Origin of the sequence: Acinetobacter sp. LMB-5 (assembly GCF_001541635.1) — a bacterium.
GTDB classification, from domain to species: Bacteria; Pseudomonadota; Gammaproteobacteria; order Pseudomonadales; family Moraxellaceae; genus Acinetobacter; species Acinetobacter pittii.
Window position 1 is genome coordinate 12,033 of record NZ_LRDR01000017.1, and the last position, 17,763, is coordinate 29,795.

Annotated in this window: 22 protein-coding genes and 1 pseudogene; 14 read left to right on the forward strand and 9 right to left on the reverse strand. The window is 34.8% G+C overall.

Going from position 1 to position 17,763, the window contains the following annotated elements; genetic code table 11:
• The first annotated feature begins 127 nt into the window (after nt 1–127).
• From AW165_RS17385 to AW165_RS17395, 3 genes are all read left to right on the forward strand, one after another.
• Nucleotides 128–370 carry a hypothetical protein gene (locus AW165_RS17385; RefSeq protein ID WP_060466567.1) on the forward strand — a complete coding sequence of 81 codons (243 nt, stop codon included), beginning with the start codon at nt 128–130 and terminating at the stop codon, nt 368–370.
• Nucleotides 371–553: 183 nt separating this feature from the next.
• The gene (locus AW165_RS17390) at nt 554–1,660 is read left to right on the forward strand and encodes a minor capsid protein (protein WP_060466568.1); all 1,107 of its coding nucleotides are present in this window, start codon (nt 554–556) and stop codon (nt 1,658–1,660) included.
• 162 nt (nt 1,661–1,822) lie between these two features.
• Entirely contained in the window at nt 1,823–2,086 is a 264-nt protein-coding gene (locus AW165_RS17395) for a hypothetical protein (protein ID WP_060466569.1), read from the forward strand.
• 56 nt (nt 2,087–2,142) lie between these two features.
• Here the strand turns inward: AW165_RS17395 and AW165_RS17400 are convergent, their stop codons facing one another.
• Complete coding sequence (locus tag AW165_RS17400; RefSeq protein WP_060466570.1) at nt 2,143–2,997, reverse strand: DMT family transporter; 855 nt, start codon at nt 2,995–2,997, stop codon at nt 2,143–2,145.
• Between the two features lie 222 nt (nt 2,998–3,219).
• On the opposite strand from AW165_RS17400, the gene AW165_RS17405 reads away from it, so the two are divergent.
• From AW165_RS17405 to AW165_RS17415, 4 genes are all read left to right on the forward strand, one after another.
• Nucleotides 3,220–4,089 (forward strand): LysR family transcriptional regulator, encoded by an 870-nt coding sequence (locus tag AW165_RS17405; RefSeq protein WP_060466571.1) that lies wholly within the window; start codon nt 3,220–3,222, stop codon nt 4,087–4,089.
• A 196-nt stretch (nt 4,090–4,285) separates the two neighbouring features.
• The gene (locus AW165_RS19515; RefSeq protein ID WP_081410711.1) at nt 4,286–4,417 is read left to right on the forward strand and encodes a hypothetical protein; all 132 of its coding nucleotides are present in this window, start codon (nt 4,286–4,288) and stop codon (nt 4,415–4,417) included.
• 274 nt (nt 4,418–4,691) lie between these two features.
• Nucleotides 4,692–4,979, forward strand: a complete 288-nt coding sequence (locus tag AW165_RS17410) for a hypothetical protein (protein WP_017398397.1) — start codon at nt 4,692–4,694, stop codon at nt 4,977–4,979.
• A 247-nt stretch (nt 4,980–5,226) separates the two neighbouring features.
• Nucleotides 5,227–5,589, forward strand: coding sequence for a NirD/YgiW/YdeI family stress tolerance protein (locus AW165_RS17415; protein WP_060466572.1), 363 nt, complete (start codon nt 5,227–5,229; stop codon nt 5,587–5,589).
• Between the two features lie 91 nt (nt 5,590–5,680).
• On the opposite strand, the gene AW165_RS17420 is transcribed toward AW165_RS17415, so the two are convergent.
• Nucleotides 5,681–6,187 carry a GNAT family N-acetyltransferase gene (locus tag AW165_RS17420; RefSeq protein ID WP_060466573.1) on the reverse strand — a complete coding sequence of 169 codons (507 nt, stop codon included), beginning with the start codon at nt 6,185–6,187 and terminating at the stop codon, nt 5,681–5,683.
• A 54-nt stretch (nt 6,188–6,241) separates the two neighbouring features.
• On the opposite strand from AW165_RS17420, the pseudogene AW165_RS19680 reads away from it, so the two are divergent.
• Nucleotides 6,242–6,358 (forward strand): annotated as a pseudogene (locus AW165_RS19680) (hypothetical protein).
• Between the two features lie 37 nt (nt 6,359–6,395).
• Nucleotides 6,396–6,824 (forward strand): hypothetical protein, encoded by a 429-nt coding sequence (locus AW165_RS17425; protein ID WP_060466574.1) that lies wholly within the window; start codon nt 6,396–6,398, stop codon nt 6,822–6,824.
• Nucleotides 6,825–6,892: 68 nt separating this feature from the next.
• Here the strand turns inward: AW165_RS17425 and AW165_RS17430 are convergent, their stop codons facing one another.
• Together AW165_RS17430 and AW165_RS17435 are read right to left on the reverse strand one after the other, a co-directional pair.
• Nucleotides 6,893–8,476 carry an ATP-binding cassette domain-containing protein gene (locus AW165_RS17430; RefSeq protein WP_060466575.1) on the reverse strand — a complete coding sequence of 528 codons (1,584 nt, stop codon included), beginning with the start codon at nt 8,474–8,476 and terminating at the stop codon, nt 6,893–6,895.
• 261 nt (nt 8,477–8,737) lie between these two features.
• The gene (locus tag AW165_RS17435) at nt 8,738–9,181 is read right to left on the reverse strand and encodes a universal stress protein (protein ID WP_002115225.1); all 444 of its coding nucleotides are present in this window, start codon (nt 9,179–9,181) and stop codon (nt 8,738–8,740) included.
• Between the two features lie 290 nt (nt 9,182–9,471).
• Between AW165_RS17435 and AW165_RS17440 the strand changes: the two genes are divergently transcribed.
• From AW165_RS17440 to AW165_RS17445, 3 genes are all read left to right on the forward strand, one after another.
• Nucleotides 9,472–9,699 carry a hypothetical protein gene (locus AW165_RS17440; protein WP_002115208.1) on the forward strand — a complete coding sequence of 76 codons (228 nt, stop codon included), beginning with the start codon at nt 9,472–9,474 and terminating at the stop codon, nt 9,697–9,699.
• Between the two features lie 175 nt (nt 9,700–9,874).
• Nucleotides 9,875–10,048 carry a hypothetical protein gene (locus tag AW165_RS19520; protein ID WP_005068723.1) on the forward strand — a complete coding sequence of 58 codons (174 nt, stop codon included), beginning with the start codon at nt 9,875–9,877 and terminating at the stop codon, nt 10,046–10,048.
• 267 nt (nt 10,049–10,315) lie between these two features.
• Complete coding sequence (locus AW165_RS17445) at nt 10,316–10,759, forward strand: RDD family protein (protein WP_060466576.1); 444 nt, start codon at nt 10,316–10,318, stop codon at nt 10,757–10,759.
• Nucleotides 10,760–10,818: 59 nt separating this feature from the next.
• Here AW165_RS17445 and AW165_RS17450 read toward each other — a convergent pair whose 3' ends face one another.
• On the reverse strand, nt 10,819–11,994 hold the full coding sequence (locus tag AW165_RS17450; protein ID WP_060466577.1) for a benzoate/H(+) symporter BenE family transporter: 1,176 nt from the start codon (nt 11,992–11,994) through the stop codon (nt 10,819–10,821).
• 186 nt (nt 11,995–12,180) lie between these two features.
• On the opposite strand from AW165_RS17450, the gene AW165_RS17455 reads away from it, so the two are divergent.
• Nucleotides 12,181–12,654 carry an Lrp/AsnC family transcriptional regulator gene (locus tag AW165_RS17455; protein ID WP_002115169.1) on the forward strand — a complete coding sequence of 158 codons (474 nt, stop codon included), beginning with the start codon at nt 12,181–12,183 and terminating at the stop codon, nt 12,652–12,654.
• Between the two features lie 53 nt (nt 12,655–12,707).
• Here the strand turns inward: AW165_RS17455 and leuE are convergent, their stop codons facing one another.
• From leuE to AW165_RS17470, 3 genes are all read right to left on the reverse strand, one after another.
• On the reverse strand, nt 12,708–13,358 hold the full coding sequence (leuE, locus tag AW165_RS17460) for a leucine efflux protein LeuE (RefSeq protein WP_016803130.1): 651 nt from the start codon (nt 13,356–13,358) through the stop codon (nt 12,708–12,710).
• Between the two features lie 73 nt (nt 13,359–13,431).
• On the reverse strand, nt 13,432–14,421 hold the full coding sequence (gene tal / locus AW165_RS17465) for a transaldolase (RefSeq protein ID WP_060466578.1): 990 nt from the start codon (nt 14,419–14,421) through the stop codon (nt 13,432–13,434).
• 131 nt (nt 14,422–14,552) lie between these two features.
• Nucleotides 14,553–15,446, reverse strand: a complete 894-nt coding sequence (locus tag AW165_RS17470; protein ID WP_060466579.1) for a LysR family transcriptional regulator — start codon at nt 15,444–15,446, stop codon at nt 14,553–14,555.
• 90 nt (nt 15,447–15,536) lie between these two features.
• Between AW165_RS17470 and aceI the strand changes: the two genes are divergently transcribed.
• Entirely contained in the window at nt 15,537–15,971 is a 435-nt protein-coding gene (aceI, locus tag AW165_RS17475; RefSeq protein WP_005073799.1) for a chlorhexidine efflux PACE transporter AceI, read from the forward strand.
• 65 nt (nt 15,972–16,036) lie between these two features.
• Here aceI and AW165_RS17480 read toward each other — a convergent pair whose 3' ends face one another.
• Complete coding sequence (locus AW165_RS17480) at nt 16,037–17,605, reverse strand: acetyl-CoA C-acetyltransferase (RefSeq protein ID WP_060466580.1); 1,569 nt, start codon at nt 17,603–17,605, stop codon at nt 16,037–16,039.
• Between the last annotated feature and the right edge of the window lie 158 nt (nt 17,606–17,763).

Consider the following 17,763-nt stretch of genomic DNA (forward strand, 5'->3'; position numbering starts at 1 on the left):
GGATGTGGTATTTGTGTAGGCTCTGATTGGCTTAGGAAATAAAACAGTAGCTATCTTTTAAAGGTTCAATATAAAGTTTTGAACATATTGAAGACATCAGGAGCTAGATGTAAGTAGGCAAGTAAATATGAATTTGATTAGATTAGAAGAACTTTCATTGATGAGTAATGCTGTTCTAACACCTCAATTAAACAATTGGCCATGTATACAATCACCAAATTTAGAAGATACTGATTGTCAGAAGCATAGAGATAGTTTTTCCGAACAATCTGATAAAAAATTTCATAAAGAATGGCGAAAACAACAAAAAAAAATACTTAAAAATATTCCGAGTAATGCTGTTTTACTCAGCATTAAAGAGATGGTGTAGTTAGACACGAGACAAGTTTATAAAGATATAAATTACAAGGATAAGCTGTTAGCTAAATAACTTTACGTAGGTACACTTGTTAGTCATAACTTATTCTAGAGATATTAATAATAAGCAAATTACATAAGGTAAGGCAGAAAATAGAAAATAACAAAAAAGGGCAATTCTGTAGAGGTAATTTTTATGGTTAATCTTCATCAGAAATCACTTTTTGATGTTCTGACTCAACATCAAGCTTATCTATATCGAGCATCTTCAAGATCGGTTAATGAACTTCTTAATTTATTTAATTCCGAAACAGTTAACATGCTTACCAAACTAAGTAAGCTGTTAGATGAGCTAAATGAAAAGGAAAAAACTGCATTGGCGGGTGGGCTTTACTCAACAGCCCTATTAAAAGAAATACGTGCACTGATTTCTCAGTGGTTTAATACTACTAACGATATGCTCATTGAAACTTTTACCATCTCTGCTGTGGCATTGGCTGTCTATGAAGTCAGATATATGTCAAAAATTTTTGGTGGTAAACATAAAGAGTTAAAAGGTGAACAGCTCTATAAAGCTGCGAAACGTGTCCCTTTAGCAGGTGGAGCATTGGTGGATGAGTTACTTTCTACAATTGCCGAGGTAGCCCGTCAAAGAGTGGAGTATGCGATTCGGGATGGCCTCAATACTGGAGCGAAGAATCAACAAATTATTCAAAGGATTCGAGGGACTAAACGCCTTAAATATGAAGATGGACTACTAAATAGCTCTAAGATTGATATTGAACGAAGTGTGCGTACGATTCGAAGTCATATATCCAATCAGGCCTATTTAAAAAGCTATAAACAGTTAAAGTTTGAATATGTCAGATTTGTAAGTGTTCTTGATGGCCGAACCTCAAAAATATGTGCAGCCCTCGATAGTAGTGTGTGGAATATCAATGATCCTACAAAAAAAGTTCCGCCTTTACATCCTCATTGCCGCAGTATTCTAGTTCCAACTCATGAAGATGGTCAGCTAGTCGGTAGCCGAGCCTTCATTATGGATGAGAGAAAATTTAAGGATATTCCTAAAAATGAACGTGAACAGTTAATTGGCCAATTAGATGCAAATATGTCATTTAAAGAGTTTTTTAAACTAACAGATGATTTCTTTCAAAAAGAGTGGTTAGGGCCTAAAAGATATCAACTATATAAAGAAGGACAATTCGACTTTGAGAAGTTTTTTGATCCAGAAGGACGGTTGTATACACTTGAGGAGGTTAAAGAACTTGATGAACGAGCTTTTAAAGCATTAGGATTGTGAGATAGAGTAGAAATATTAGAGATAAGATTTTTATCTTGAATAATATTTTTAGTTTTAACTAAATACACACACTTAAACAATTAGTTGAAAAAAGTTTCAATAATCTAGCCAGATAGCATGTTAAGTTTTTCTCAATCATAAAAATTTAGAAAGGATCAAAACATGAAATTTTCCTACCAAGATCTTGCTGGAAATAATATTGAAGTGGAATGTGAAAGTTATATTCATATTCCATCAGGAACAGCTGTAAAATCTACAGAAGCTGGCAATTACCATGTTACTGAAAATTTCAGCTTCTATAAAAAAACTCAAGCTGATTCTGTGCCCATCTATCGATTTGCTATTGATCGTAATTCTAATGTTTTTAATAGCGATGAACTGCCAGCATTAGCTCAAATTGGTAAAGATTGGAAAAGTTTAGACTAGTCTTTAACTCAGCATAAAGCCCTCAGTCGAGGGTTTTATAATGTACCTTAAATGAGTTATTTCTTTTTAAATACAAGCGTTAAGCCTATTAAAATTGCAATCATTCCTATTAAGCCTGCAAGCGGCAACTTGTTTTTTAAAATTAAAAAATCTAAAAGTGCAGTAACAACAGGGACTAAATAAAATAGGCTTGTTACATTTACAAGATTGCCCTGATTTAGAAGACGGTAAAGTAAAAGTTGAGCAACCACAGAAATTAAAATTCCAAGGAATAACACCGAAATAATGAGTTGTGAATTCCACGTTATTTCAAAATGTTCAAATGGAACTATAAATAAACAAACTACAAGGCTAACTACATATTGGAGCGGTAAAACATCTGTAGGGGCTTGTTGAATGTTTTTTTGCATGATGGCACCAAAAGTGATACAGATCAGTGCTGCTAAGGCAAAGAATATTCCGATTGGAGCGATAAAAGACATAGTTAAGCTTTTCCACACTAAAAGTATGAGTCCGGCTAAAGCAATCAATAGACCTAATAATCTCTCTTTTTGTAAATTCTTTTCTAAAAGACAAAGCGTCAAGATTGGCTGTATTCCCATGATTGTGGCCATTAAACCAGGGGTGACTCCGTGAGCCATGGCTTTAAAATAACAAATTGAATAACCTGCAATAATGAGGAGTCCAGTTAATAAAACTTGCTTTCGAGTTCCATGCTTAGGTAAAAGTCTTTTTCTAAAAATAGCAATTAACAACAGAACAAACAAAGCTGTGGCAAAGCGCAGAATTAATAATGCTATAGGTGAGGCACTGTCGAGTCCCCATCGAGTAAAAATCGCAGCGCTTCCCCAAAGTAAAACGAAAGTGGATGTCGCACTTTGTGACGCAAGCATCTGTTTATTTAGGCGCATAAAACCTCCTCCTAGTGCGTAATACCTAAGAAATACGAAGTGATAAAATTGTTAGTAAGGACAGTGATTAACGAGTTATTCAGTTGTTAATCAATTCACCGTTAGCGACGTTAAAAATAAATTGTTTTAACTTCTTATAAGCTCAGTATGAAAGAGACAATAAATAAAGAAAAGCGCATAATTCTTTTATATACTATTTGAAAATCGAATAGATAAATTCTAATGACTTTAAAAAATTTACAGATTGATTGGCTAAAGTGTTTTGTCACCGTAGTAGATACAGGCTCTTTATCAAACGCAGCACCTGAGTTATATCGGTCACAGTCAGCTGTTAGCATGCAACTAAAAAAACTTGAAGAAGCTCTACATTGCCAAATTTTAATACGAACGCACCGACAAATTGAATTAACGTCTCAAGGACAGCTACTTTTAGGTTATGCGCGCCGTATTTTAGATTTGCATGCTGAGGCTCAAATGGCATTTCACGGAGATGAATTAAAGGGGCGTATACGCCTTGGGGTGCCCGATGATTATGCTGCAAAATATTTAACGCCTGTACTTAAGCGTTTTGCTCCACGTTATGGTGGTGTTGAAATTGAATTAATTTGTGAGCAGTCTACTTCGTTAATACCACGCGTAGAAAGTGGAGATATAGACTTGGCATTAATTTCGAGAGATAACGCTCGTCAAGGAACACTTTTATTTCATGAACCAATGGTGTGGGTAGGCTCTCCACAGTTTGAACTCTGGCGAGAAGATCCACTCCCAATTGCAGTTTATGAAAGTACTAGTCAAGCCAAAAAGAGCGCTATTAATTCATTGGCCTTACAGGGACGCCGCTATCGGGTGGTATACAACAGTTCAAGTTTAGCTGGTCAAATTGCAGCAGTAGAAAGTGGATTAGCAATTGCCGTGTTCACACAGTGTAGTGCACCTGAGCATTTAACTATTTTAAGTGCTGATCATGGCGTAGGGCCATTAGAACCTATGGAGGTCGCTGTTTATCGAAGCAGGGCATCTTTGGAGTCTAAAGCTGTAGATCACTTATATGACTTACTCATCAAAACACTCAGGCATTCAGTTAATATTTAATTTAAGTTTATGTTAGGTGCTCGTGCTCGGCTTTGAAATTGTTGAGTTAAATTTTAAATGGGCACTTAAAGTTAAAACTAAATAGCTTTACATTTTTGCGCTAAATCTACAAAAAAGCCTAGAAACCTATGCTGATCGTAAAACTAATAAAAAGTATTTATTAACTCATCAATCTGAACAATTCATGAGGTGAAACATGACAAAAATTATAGTGACCTTGGGTTTAGCCGCCTTTATTTCTTTGAGTGTGAGTGCTTGCCAAGGTGAAAACGACACAAAACAGCAAGATAAAACCACAACTCCTCATTCAATGGATAAAGATTCATAATCTAGATGAATGCTCAAAGCCCATCGTAAGATGGGTTTTTTTATATCTTTTTATTTTTGTCTTAAAGTGTGATTTGTAACTCAAAATATTTATTTTTAATGGTGCTGTTCAAAATATGTTGACTAATACACTTGGTTTTAAATATATTTAAATTCGACACTAATTATTTTAAATAGAACTCTATATTTAAAGTAAATTGGTTCAAATATCCTCAGATCAGAAATTTAACCTTTAAGTTTGATTATAAAAATATTAACTAATCAAGGAGGTAGGTATGGACGCTAAATTTCATTCTGAAAATGAATATGGTTTTATTTTAAATATATTGAACAACTATGTTGTTATAAAGAAGACATTAAAAGATGATCATTATCCTTATGATTCATTTGGTTATCTTCTTGCTCTTTATCAACCACTAAAAGTCTATATTCCTCAGCTTCCACATCCAAAAATTTATATTGAGGTTGGTGGAATTTCTTATGACAGAATGATTGTTATGCAAACCGAGGATGAGACAGAAGCCATAAATATTTTATTGAATTTAGGACAACTTGTTGCTTAACAATGAAGTGATATTTTAATGCTGAGTTTAATTTACTTAAGAAAAAGCTTTCTTAAGTAAATTCACGAAAAAATAAAGGCCATAAAATAGTTGTTGGAAAAGAGAACTTAAAGAAATTTTTTAATGTTACTATTTATTCTCATTAAACAAAGAACTTAATAAGATACAAAAAGCCACAAAAGCTAAATCTATAACTTTAAAAGAATTTGTTTATATAACTAAGAATATTAAAAAGTAGGTAATCGTCATGAAAAAAATACTTTTAACAGCATTGGCTGGATTTGCTTTATTAGGAAGTAGTGCTGTGATGGCTAAACCAGATGCTGCTTTATTAAAAGAAGCAACAAAAAATGTAGCCACAGTGTCCAAAGTAAAAACTTTGGCTGATGAATCTGGAGTAACTTTAACTGGTACGATCGTAAAGCATATTGCTGGGGATCATTTTGAGTTAAAAGATGCTACGGGTTCAATCATAATTGACATTGATGATGACTTATGGAAACCTCTTGAACTAAAAGCAGGGGATAAAGTACGTGTCGTTGGTGAGGTAGATAAGCATAGAGTTAAGCCTACCGATATTGAAGTTTTCCAAATTGAGCGTGTTAAATAAAAGCTAATATTTTAAGTAAATATTGTTCAAAACCAATGAAAAAGAAAACTCCTATTTTTAGGAGTTTTCTTTTGAAGATAGTAAGTTTTTATTATTGCGTTGCATTAAAAGCCTCATGGTATTTGACATTAGCTTTTGGAATATTGCCCGAGAAAGTTAGAGCCTGAAAATATTCACTTGGTACATCAGGCAAAATTAGCTCAGGATAATTTTTAAAACCAAATCGGCTGTAATAATTTGGATCACCTAATAAAACACATCCTTGAGTGCCAAGTTGTTTTAATTTTTCTAGTGATTTATTGATGAGAAGAGAGCCAACACCGCATCCTTGTTTATTTGGATGAACTGAGATAGGACCTAAACCATACCAACCTATTTCGCCTGAGCTAATCTCAACCGGAGAAATAGCAATATGTCCAATAATAGACTCATCTTCAATTGCAACTAGAGAAATAGTAAGTTGTCCGTGATCTCTTAGACTATTAACAATAAAATGCTCGGTATGACTTGTGTGCTCAGCATTTTGAAAAGCTGCTTTTGTCAATTCTTCAATGGCTTCAATATCTTCGGCTTGCTCATCACGAATAATAATATTCATTAAAAATTCTTCCAGACTTATAGATTATTCATATACTTTAACTTTTAAATAATTATTGAAAAGAAAGATAATTTAGATTTCTAAGATACTTTATTTGTTACTGGTTATAAAAAGCAACTACTACTCATCAAACTCATACATAAAGTAAAATTTTATAAAAATCATTTTTAATATAATCATTGTAAAAATAATTTCGAGGGTCAATAAATTGAGGAAAATCATTAAAACATTATTACTATCTACGCTTATTTCAGCTACTTCGTTCACTGTCTATGCCAAAAATACTGAGCAAAAAGTTAATTTTTTACAAAGTTCACCACATACCATTTTAACTGGAAAATTTCAGGGCTACGATGATGTAAGGTATAGAGTTTATGCGAACAAAGGCCAAATATTAAAATTTGATATCAATAGTCTGGGGAATTTAGCCTACATTAATATTTTTGCACCTGGTAAGAAGCCAGGTAAAGATAACGCATTATTAATTGGCTCAACTATAGGTTTTAATGGAGAGCTTACTTTACCAGTTGACGGCGATTATATTATTCAAGTTTATCAAATGCGTAATAGTGCTCGTAAAAATAAAACTGTGAAATATACTTTAGACCTCGAGTTATTAAACAAAGTGAAAAAATAATAACTGATGGAATTTACTAGCTCTCAAATGAGAACTAGTAAATTTGAAAATTGGTATATTACTAACTATTACGTTAAGGAAAATGACTCATGAATGCCCGAGCTTTCAACAAACAGTTGATCGTGTGAAACGAGCAATACCGCACCTTCATAACTCTCAATAGCATTAGCAAGTAGTTCTCTAGATTCAATATCCAAGTGATTTTCTGGTTCATCTAATAACAGAAGTTCAGGTGCAGGTTTTATCTGGCTAAGGGCCAATAAAGCTACTTTTAATTTTTCACCACCACTTAACTGAGACAATAGTTGGATACCTTTATCTCCACGAATTCGAAGTTGACCTAGCAAATTTCTCCATTCGAGTTTTGAAAGTTCATTATTCATGTGAGATAAATTTTCAATAACAGTCATTTCATCACACAAAAAGCTAAAGTTCTGGTCGAGATAGAAACACTCTACAGATAAGTGAATGCTGTCACAGGGTTGATTGCTTTGTGCATGAATTGCCTTAAGTAAAGTTGATTTTCCAATACCATTTTGTCCTGTTATGTGAATTTTTTGAGCTGCTTGTACAGCTAGATCAATGGGTTTTTGAGTACCATATTTCAGTTTCAATTTTTTAATCCGCAGAATTTCACCAGATTTCTTATGAAAAGACGGGAAGAAAAACTGTTGAGATTTAACGGTTTCGAGAAGCAATTTCTTATGTTTTAAATCATTTTGACTGTTCGAAATCTGACGTTGGTGTTGAGACTGTATAGCAGCAATGCTTTGGCCTGCTTGTTCCTTTTTAAAGTCGAGCAAAATCTTGGCTTGAGAATTTGATTCTCTTAATTTATTTCCAGCACGCTCACGTTTTTGAGCTTTCATTAATACATCATGTTGCTTTTGCTTCATGTGTTTAACTTCACGTTGGTTCTGTTGAATAGATTGCTCTAGAGCTGCAATATTGGTTTGATACTGCCCATAAAATTTTTCATAGTTTCCGGTGGTGTGATGTAGACCATGTTCATTTAAATGATAAATATGGTCGACTTCATTTAATAAAGTCCGATCATGGCTAATGATAAGACTACCTGCCGGGTGTTTTTTTAAATGATCGATTAACCATTGTCTAGATTCCTGATCTAGATGATTACTAGGCTCATCAAGTAATAGATAGTGATCTGATTTTAAAAATAAACAGCTTAGAGCCAATTTGGTTTTTTGACCTTCACTTAAATTTTTAACTGGGAAATCTAAATCTGTTGGTAGACCAGCAGATTCTAAGAGGTTGTTCCATAAAGTGGGCAGGTCCCATTTACCTTCCAATAAATCATAATCATCGAAGTCGGCATTACCTTGTTCAACTCTTTTAAAAGCATCGTAAATATCTAAGATATCTAAGGCTTCAGCAATCGTCAGTGCTGTCAAACGATGCAATTGAGGTAAATACGCATGTTTTACATGCCAGGATATTTGCCCTGATGTAACAACTGAATCTAATGCAAGCGTCTCATTTAAAAATTGCATAAGCAAAGATTTGCCTTGGCCATTACGACCAATTAGGGCAGATACCTGATTCGATTCAAGACTAAAATTTAGATGCTTAAACATTACCTTTGAAGGGAACTCTAAGGTAAGTTGCGATATTACACATGCCTGCTGAGTCATAAAAAAACCTCATAAATACAGGATGTACAAAATAGGAGAATGATAATTTTTAATAGAGACGGTAAATCACAAAAATAGTCTATTTTGCACATCAAAAAAAGAAAAAATTGATGAGAAAAAAGACTTACTTCATTGGCGTGACTCACGAAATTGATGGAATAGTGAACTATTCTATAGGGTTTTTTAGTGGGTGTAAAATTTCTATAAGTTATTTTATTAAAAAACCCAATCATAGGATTGGGTTTTTATCTTTCAAGAATTTTACTCTTTTACGACTAAAACTTGAATCTTGGTGCTATTTAAAACATCTTGAGCAAAACTTCCCAAAATTAGTTTTTGGAAACCTTTACGGCCATGCGAACCAATCACAATCAAATCAGAACCTAAGTCTTCTACGGCTTTCAAAATACCATCTGAAGAAATTTCACCTTGGATGATTTGAGTCTCTGCATCAATACCTTCTTCAGCACATAAAGCTTTAACTTTTGCGAGAGTTTTTTCTGCGTTGGCACGTGCTTCAACAAAATAATCTTTTACAACAGGTGAGATGTAATAAAAATCTACGCCACTAAAAGGATCTACCGCAACCAAACTAATGGCGGTCAATTTACTACCAAATGCTTTTGCAATGTGAGCTGCTTGTCGAGCTGCTGCTAAAGAAATCTCAGAACCATCTACTGGTACAATAATATGTTGGTAATTCATGATGTTATTCCTCTTATTTACAGTTGTTATATGTATGAAGCTTTTATTAATTAAAGATTAACATATTTCATTCTATGGAGACATCTATTCAATTAAAAGTAATTGAAATTAAATAAAATAAATATAAATCAAATAGTTGAATTGATTGCTTTGCTGGTTTTGAACAGATAAGTATGCTGTAGACCAATAATTGTTAATATTTACATGAAAATTACAAAAAATTACGGTTCATATTACTGTCACAAAGAAGCCGTATAACAAAATAGTAAATTAAAGGGGGGCTAAGAAAGATGGCAGATTTAACAGCAAAGAAAGTCAATAAACTCATTGAAGAGTTTAGTCAAACAGGTAAAGAACCTCAAAAGTTAATCATTGGTTACAAAACATATGCCAGACTGATGACTGAAGATAAATTTGCAGAAAAAGTTGTTCCTTCACTAGAAGACTCAAAAGAACGCTTATATAAAAACTTAAAAATTAAACTTGTGACTGAAAAACATTATTTTGAAATTAAATAAAACTTATGTGAACTTCATCACTCTCTATTAAACTAAATTAACATTAAATAAGTTTAATAACATTATTAATGTATGATGATACAAATTAATAGTGTAATCAACATTTGAAAACAGCAATCGTTTATAAACTCGATAGAATAAATTGCTTTTATTTTAAGTAGTGGAATAAATTGAAATGCCAACAATCAGTGTAATTATTTTCTATATTTTAGCTATATTAGGCGGTATAACAATTGTTTATGGATTAATCAGTTTAAGTGTGTTTTTGATTACAATCGGATTGGCTCTATTATTTGCAGCACTTTTATTAAAAAAGGAATTTAAAATAGATATTTTATTTTGGCAATAAATATAATATTTATTTGTAATTTAATTTATTTATAAACGTATTTCGATATAACTGACATAAAAAAATGTCAGTTTTTAAAAGATTAAATTAAGTTTTTGTAGAGATATGTGGTTAATGATGTTTTTTGATCAAAATAATTACAATAAAATATAAAAGTAAGAAATTTAAAATTTATTTAAGTATTTAAAAATAAAAAAGTTTCAATTAGGATAAAAGTAAAGTAGTAAGACCATTTTAGCTATTAAACAATAACAAAGTGAGGTAGGCATGACTTATAAGTATGAGTATGCAGGGTTCTGGTTAAGATTTGGCGCAATGATTATTGATAGTCTTATTCTTTGTTTAGCAATTATTCCAGCCGCATGGATTTTTTATCGGGGAGATTACGACTTAGTATTTGCTACAGGCTTAAGTAGTCAGCCACAAAATTATTGGTTCGACATGATTGTGAACTACGCATTTCCTTTTTTATATTCAATTTTATGTTGGTTGTATTTTGCAGGTACACCCGGCAAACGGTTGATGCGCTTAAAAGTTTTAGATGAAAAAACGGGCAACAAGCTCACAGTCATGCAAAGTATTATTCGATACATTGGTTATATTCCATCAATTTTAGTATTTGGTATTGGTCTTTTTTGGGTGGCATTTGATGCTAAGAAACAAGGTTGGCATGACAAAATGGCAAAATCAGTCGTAGTAAGAGAGTTATAAGAAACCATACGAAAAAGCGTTCATAGCATTGAAAATAGGGAGCTATGAACGCTTTTTTATTAGCTTTTTTTGGCTTTAAATTTGAGAATAATAAATACAATAATTCCGACCACCAATCCCCAAAATGCTGAGCCGATCCCGAAGAATTGAATACCCGAAGCACTACATAAAAAGGTAAATAATGCAGCTTCACGTTCTTCCATTTGAGCAAAAGCAATCGCAATGTTGTGGCTGATCGTACCAAGTAATGCAATACCCGCTAAAGCTACAATAAAAATATGTGGAAAAGACATCAATAAACTTGTGAGTGTTGCAGCAAACAAACCCATTAAGATGTAGAAAAAACCGCAGCTTATACCTGCAATATAGCGTTTGCTTGGGTCAGGATGAACTTGGTCATCTAAGCTTACGGCAGCACTAATCGCAGCAATATTTACGCTATAACAGCCAAACGGTGCAAGCACAACTTGGGTTAAACCTGTCCAGCCAATGAGTTGATTCACGTGTGGTTTGTAGCCATAACTTTTGATCATGGCAATGCCCGGTAAATATTGAGAAGCCATACTAATCACAAACAGTGGCAGTGCTAAGCCCAAAAGTGCTGACCAGCTAAAGTCAGGACTAATCCAAACAGGTTTTGCTAAAGACCACTGAATTGTAGGCATATGAAATTCTAAAAAGACAGGGCACAGGGCTATACCTGCAATTACGGTAAATACAATGCTATAACGCGGCCATAATCTTTTTGTAATGACATAAATGCTAAGTAAGGACAAAACAAATGCCCAATCATTTTGTAAACTTGCGAAAAGTGAAATACCAAATTTGAGTAGGACGCCTGCCAGCATGGCACTTGTTAAACTTTGAGGGATGTATGACAGCGCTTTTTGGAAAATTCCTGAAAAACCTAAAATCGCTGTCAGTACACCAACCACTAAAAAAGCACCAATTGCTTCATTTATGCTATATCCACCGCCAGTTGCCATAATTAAAGCAAGACCAGCGGTTGACCATGCCGTCGCTACAGGATATTTAAATTTCCAAGAAAGAATGAGTCCTGATAAGCCAATACCCAAACCCAAAGCCCAAAACCATGAAGTGATTTGTTCAGGTGAAGCACCTAAAGCTTGAGCCGCCTGAATCACTAAAACGGCCGAAACACTAATACCAATGAGAAAGGTAATAAAACCAGCAAATACTGCTGGAATTGAAAAATCTTGAAGAATTTTTTGCATGATACGTATTCTAAATCCAAGAAAAATTAATAGGCTTCTGCCATTGCTTCCAGTTGGGGTGAATTTAACAATTTTTTTTAAGAAGGTGCTTTCTATTTTTAGGTTAAAAAATAAATAATATTTTTAAATTCTTAAATAATGCTATTATTCGTTCCATAAATAACAATGAATCAAGAATATTATTTTATGGATGAGAAAGCTGAAAATTTAACTCCACTAGAACTGAAAATTATGCGTGCCTTACAGGAAAATGGGCGTTTAAGTAATGCTGAATTGGCTAAACTTGTAGGTATTAGTACATCATCTTGTTGGAATCATACTCAGCGTCTTTTTAAGATTGGAGCAATCTTGGATGTCCGTGCTCGGATCAATCCCAATACGGTTCAACGTGGTACTGTGGTGTTAGTTGGTGTGGTTTTGGACCGTTCAACTCCTGACAGCTTTCAAGCATTTGAACAAGCGTCGGGTGATTTGGAAAATGTTTTAGAGTGTTATCTGGTGGCGGGAGAAGTCGATTATTTTCTAAAAATTCGTGTTAAAGATTTAGCTGCGTTTAACCGATTTCATAGTGAAAAGATTATTGCCTTACCCGGAGTAAGACAAGTCAGAACTTTTTTTGTACTTAATGAAGTTAAAACAGATGGCATGCTGGACTTTTAGCAGTTCATGATGTTTTAACTTTCTAATGCAAAAGCTTATTAGAGTAAAAATAATTAAATCGTTGAGGTTGCTAGTTTTAAACCAAATCCGAAAAATAGAATTCCGACTAAAAAGATTCCGCTTGCTGCAATTTTATGGTTTTCTTTAAAAAATGCCGAGAGTTTAATTCCAGAGAAGATTAATGCAGTTAAATAACTAAAACTAATGATCTGTAAAATAATCGCTAAAATTAAAAAGCTCAGAGCAGGATAAGCATAATCTGGCTCAACAAATTGAACAAAGAAAGAGAGGAAAAATAAAATCGCTTTAGGATTGAGTAAACTAATACTGAGTGCTGTTTTATAAGGATGAACTTTATCTAAAGCAGGTAAATCAGCCATTTCTGGTTGAGTTTGATTACGTTGTTTCCAGCGTTGAATACTGCCTTGTAACAGTTTAAAGCCTAAATAAGATAAATAAAGTGCACCTGTTAATTTAAGAATGACAAATACCCATGGGAATGCTTTAAGTAAAGACGCAGCACCAAGCACTGTACACAGCATTAAAATAAGGTCACCGGTGAAAATACCGAATGCACCCATATATCCGGTTTTAATCCCGTAGCGCGAAGCGATTGACATCACATAAAGAGAATTGGGTCCTGGCAATAACACAATTAGGAATGTACCAATAATATATGTTGTTAAATCTGTTATGCCGAACACGAGAAACCCAATAAAAAACCGATTTTTGTCATGATAACAAAAATCGGCAATTTTGTATGAAAAGTGCAGTTTTTTAAGGTTTAATTTCCGCATCAATTCCAAAAGATTGACGTAATAAAAAACTTAATTGGTCACGGGCTTTAATAAAGCCATCAACACCACCTTGTAAAAGTTGGAATGCCATTAAGTCATGATTAAGTTCATCTTTAAAACTTTGTTCATTTTGAGCTGGTCTAACAATAGCCTCTGCTTGCTTTGATTTAGTCGCATCAAGAGCTGCATCAACTGTACGTGTATCTTGCTCAAGCTGAGTAAGTAAGCCCGGAGAGATCGTTAGCAAATCACATCCTGCAAGTCCAAGCACTTGATCAATGCTACGGAAGCTCGCACCCATCACTTGAGTTGGAATATTTTGCTGTTTGTAGTAAGTGTAGATTTTCTTAACTGAAACCACACCCGGGTCTTTTTCGATTGGGTAAGCATCTACGCCTTCAGCTTTTTTGTACCAGTCTAAAATACGGCCTACAAATGGTGAAATTAAAGTTACTTTAGCATCTGCACAAGCTTGAGCTTGATGCAAACCGAAAAGGAGAGTGAGATTACAAGCAATCCCTTCAGCTTCAAGTACTTTAGCAGCTTGAATACCTTCCCAAGTTGACGCGATTTTAATCAGAATACGTGACTGATCAATACCATAACCTTTGTAAAGTTCACATAATTCATGTGCTTTTTGAATGGTGGCTTCAGTGTCATATGAAAGGGCAGCATCAACTTCTGTAGAAACTCGGCCTTCAATGAGTTTTAAAATTTCTACGCCAAATTTTACAGTCAAAATATCAATGGTTCTTTCGATTAACTCATCGTTGCTATAGCCTTCTTCTTTGGCTTGATAATAAGCATCTTCAATCAGCTCTTTACTTTCAGGTTGTTCTGCTGCTGCCGTAATCAATGAAGGGTTTGTCGTCGCGTCTAATGGACGAAATTTACGAATTGCATCAAGGTCACTACTATCGGCAACAACGGTCGTTAATGTTTTTAATTGGTCAAGTGCTGTATGAGTCATTGATATTCAACATCTTCAGTAATAAATCTTATGTTTTCTTTTATAGCACAAAGTCTATTCATGCTGTCGATATATCAATTGTTATATTTCAAAGAAAAACGTTTAGGTTCTGCATCTCAATTGAAATAATTTTAAGGAACCTGTTGCATTCGTTGCTTACGGATATATTCAATTAGAAATCTGGCAGCCGCACCGAGTTCACTTTCACGGCTCCACACTAAGTCGACGTAATATTCAAATCTTGGAGTGAAATCTAATAAATCCAATACTTTAAGCTTGTTTTTTAGTTCGGGGTTTTCTTTAAACATTTCTTGAGGAAGAACACCCCAACCTAGATTGCGTAAAATCATTAAACAAGCAGAGTGGTGGTTGTCTGTGCGCCAGTAATGTTTCGAAAATAGCAATTCAGGTTTTAAAGTCTCATCTCGGCTTGCAACTACAATTTGTCGTGTAGTAAGGATTTGTTCATAAGAAACCTGATTTTGACTTGCGAGGGGATGGCTATTTGAAATAACCGGAATTAGAGCCTCACGTTTAAGTTCTACAAATTGTTCTCTGTTATCTAGGTGTTCGCGTTCAAACATGAGTGCAAGTTGGGCAGATCCATCTAATAACATTTGAAGTGCATCTTCTTGAGGGGCAGACACAATATTAATTTGTAAGTCTGGAAAACGACTTTCTAAAAGACAAATATAGTCGGTCCAATTGGTGTGTAAAAGTTCAGAGACAATCACAAGAGTTAAATTGGCTTCTAACCCTGTACTTAACGCGTGAGCATGCTGTTTCCATTGATTCATCTCAATTAAAAGCTGAGATGTCTTTTCGTATAACACCCGTGCTTCGTCAGTAGGGATGGGTTCACGGCCTTTACGGTCAAATAAAGTCAGGTTCAGATCAATTTCTAAGTTGGCAATAGACATGCTTACAGCCGAAGGAACTTTTCCAAGTTTACGTGCTGCTGCAGAAAAAGAGCCGGTTTCAATCACGGCCTGAAACATGAGTAGTTGTTCTTGATTAATATTCATCTGTCAAAAAAACTGAAAGAACCTGATTGGATTAATCAATATTATAAAAATAAAATGCACATTATCCAAGTTATTATTGAGTATTTAAAAATGTTGATTTCCAAGAGAAGGCTCATTCATGCAATCAGTTATGAAGGAATTTTATTGGTCATCATTGCGATTGCATTAAGTTTTATTTTTGATATGCCAATGGATGTAACCGGAACACTCGGTGTGTTTATGGCAGTGGTTTCAGTTTTCTGGAATATGATTTTTAACCACTATTTCGAAAAAGTAGAGCATAAATATAATTGGGAAAGAACGATCCCTGTACGGATTTTACATGCAATTGGTTTTGAAGGTGGCTTGTTGATTGCAACAGTACCGATGATTGCATATATGCTCCAGATGAGTGTCATTGATGCACTTATTTTAGATATTGGTTTAACCTTATGTATTTTGGTTTATACCTTTATTTTCCAGTGGTGTTATGACCATATCGAAGACAAATTTTTCCCTGATGCTAAAGCTGCATCACTTCATTAAAAATTAAGTTGTTAAACTAAAAAAGCACCCTGATGGGTGCTTTTTTTTAAAGGTGAATCGTAAAATTATTTCTCTACGATTGCTACAACGCCTTCACCACCTGCTGTACAGATCGAGATTAATGCGCGGCCTGAACCTTTTTGATTAATCAATTTAGCAGCAGTTGCCAAGATACGACCACCAGTTGCAGCAAATGGATGACCTGCACCTAAAGATGAACCATTTACGTTCAGTTTAGAACGGTCAATTGAACCTAAAGGTGCATCTAAACCAAGACGTTCTTTACAGAATTTTTCATCTTCCCAAGCTTTCAATGTAGACAACACTTGAGATGCAAATGCTTCATGAATTTCGTAGAAATCGAAATCTTGAAGTTTAAGGTTTGCACGCTTAAGCATACGAGGTACTGCATAAGCAGGAGCCATTAACAAACCTTCTTTAGGACCGTTCTTACCAATAAAGTCAACAGCTGCTGTTTCAGAGAAAGAAAGGTAAGCTAAAACTTCATGACCGTTTTCTTTTGCCCATTCTTCAGAAGCAAGTAATACAACAGAAGCACCGTCAGTCAACGGAGTTGAGTTACCAGCTGTCATTGTCGCAGTTTCACCTTTACCGAAAACTGGTTTTAATTTAGCTAGTTTTTCAACTGTGCTGTCTGCACGTAAGTTGTTGTCACGGTTAAGACCTAAGAATGGAGTGATTAAGTCGTCAAAGAAACCACGTTCATAAGCAGCAGCAAGCTTTTGATGGCTGCTTGCAGCTAACTCGTCTTGCGCTTCGCGAGTGATACCCCATTCTAAAGCAGTAATTGCTTGGTGCTCACCCATTGAAAGGCCAGTACGTGGTTCACCATTGCTTGGTGCATCAAGAAGCTTTTTAAAATCAATTTTTGTTAATGCTTTAAGACGGTCTTTACCAGTCTTAGCAACATTGAGCTCAAGTAAAACTTTACGTAAGCCATCACCTACAGCAATCGGTGCGTCAGAAGTTGTGTCTACACCACCTGCGATACCTACATCGATTTGACCAAGTGCAATTTTGTTTGCAACAACAAAAGCTGCTTGTAAACCTGTACCACAAGCAATTTGAATGTCATAAGCAGGAGTTTCAGGAGCAAGATCTGTGCTCAATACAACTTCACGAGTCATGTTGAAGTCACGGCTATGTTTTAAAACAGCACCTGCAACGACTTCACCAATACGCTTACCTTGTAAGTTAAAACGCTCAACCAAACCATTCAATGCTGCTGTCAGCATGTCAGAATTAGACGCTTTAAAATAAGCAGTATTTGAACGTGCAAATGGAATACGGTTGCCACCAATAATTGCAACGCGGCGAACAGTGTTTTGGCTCATGGTTTTATCCTGTTGAACAGAAGTTTTGGTTTTTGTTGCTTTTGGTGCTGCAGCTACATTTGAAGATGTAGATGGGGTTGCTGTAGCAGCGCTCTTATTACGAGGGCTACGTGCAGGTGCAGTCGTTGAACGAGTACGTGTCGTTTTTGGAGTATTAGTTGCTGCTTTAGGAGCTGTGTTGTTACGCTTAGCCGTGTTAGAAGCCGGCTTTGATGTATTTGACACTTTTTCCTCAGCAGAATTCTCGACTGCTGGATTTTCTTGAGTTGTCTTGCTCATAAGGCTTTTCCAAGCATATTAACGATATTCTTATAAGCTACATTAACACAATTCAAATAGACCTGTATTGACTAGAATGACATTGTAGATAGCATTCAGGTCAAGACATCCAAAGATGAACTCAAGTATGATTTGGAGTAACTCTAATGAACGACTGA

Bases quoted from the DNA above. Each gene is read 5' to 3' on its own strand.
- AW165_RS17385 (WP_060466567.1), top strand. From the start codon at position 128: ATGAATTTGATTAGATTAGAAGAACTTTCATTGATGAGTAATGCTGTT.
- AW165_RS17390 (WP_060466568.1), top strand. From the start codon at position 554: ATGGTTAATCTTCATCAGAAATCACTTTTTGATGTTCTGACTCAACAT.
- AW165_RS17395 (WP_060466569.1), top strand. From the start codon at position 1,823: ATGAAATTTTCCTACCAAGATCTTGCTGGAAATAATATTGAAGTGGAA.
- AW165_RS17400 (WP_060466570.1), bottom strand. From the start codon at position 2,997: ATGCGCCTAAATAAACAGATGCTTGCGTCACAAAGTGCGACATCCACT.
- AW165_RS17405 (WP_060466571.1), top strand. From the start codon at position 3,220: ATGACTTTAAAAAATTTACAGATTGATTGGCTAAAGTGTTTTGTCACC.
- AW165_RS19515 (WP_081410711.1), top strand. From the start codon at position 4,286: ATGACAAAAATTATAGTGACCTTGGGTTTAGCCGCCTTTATTTCTTTG.
- AW165_RS17410 (WP_017398397.1), top strand. From the start codon at position 4,692: ATGGACGCTAAATTTCATTCTGAAAATGAATATGGTTTTATTTTAAAT.
- AW165_RS17415 (WP_060466572.1), top strand. From the start codon at position 5,227: ATGAAAAAAATACTTTTAACAGCATTGGCTGGATTTGCTTTATTAGGA.
- AW165_RS17420 (WP_060466573.1), bottom strand. From the start codon at position 6,187: ATGAATATTATTATTCGTGATGAGCAAGCCGAAGATATTGAAGCCATT.
- AW165_RS17430 (WP_060466575.1), bottom strand. From the start codon at position 8,476: ATGACTCAGCAGGCATGTGTAATATCGCAACTTACCTTAGAGTTCCCT.
- AW165_RS17435 (WP_002115225.1), bottom strand. From the start codon at position 9,181: ATGAATTACCAACATATTATTGTACCAGTAGATGGTTCTGAGATTTCT.
- AW165_RS17440 (WP_002115208.1), top strand. From the start codon at position 9,472: ATGGCAGATTTAACAGCAAAGAAAGTCAATAAACTCATTGAAGAGTTT.
- AW165_RS19520 (WP_005068723.1), top strand. From the start codon at position 9,875: ATGCCAACAATCAGTGTAATTATTTTCTATATTTTAGCTATATTAGGC.
- AW165_RS17445 (WP_060466576.1), top strand. From the start codon at position 10,316: ATGACTTATAAGTATGAGTATGCAGGGTTCTGGTTAAGATTTGGCGCA.
- AW165_RS17450 (WP_060466577.1), bottom strand. From the start codon at position 11,994: ATGCAAAAAATTCTTCAAGATTTTTCAATTCCAGCAGTATTTGCTGGT.
- AW165_RS17455 (WP_002115169.1), top strand. From the start codon at position 12,181: ATGGATGAGAAAGCTGAAAATTTAACTCCACTAGAACTGAAAATTATG.
- tal (WP_060466578.1), bottom strand. From the start codon at position 14,421: ATGACTCATACAGCACTTGACCAATTAAAAACATTAACGACCGTTGTT.
- AW165_RS17470 (WP_060466579.1), bottom strand. From the start codon at position 15,446: ATGAATATTAATCAAGAACAACTACTCATGTTTCAGGCCGTGATTGAA.
- aceI (WP_005073799.1), top strand. From the start codon at position 15,537: ATGTTGATTTCCAAGAGAAGGCTCATTCATGCAATCAGTTATGAAGGA.
- AW165_RS17480 (WP_060466580.1), bottom strand. From the start codon at position 17,605: ATGAGCAAGACAACTCAAGAAAATCCAGCAGTCGAGAATTCTGCTGAG.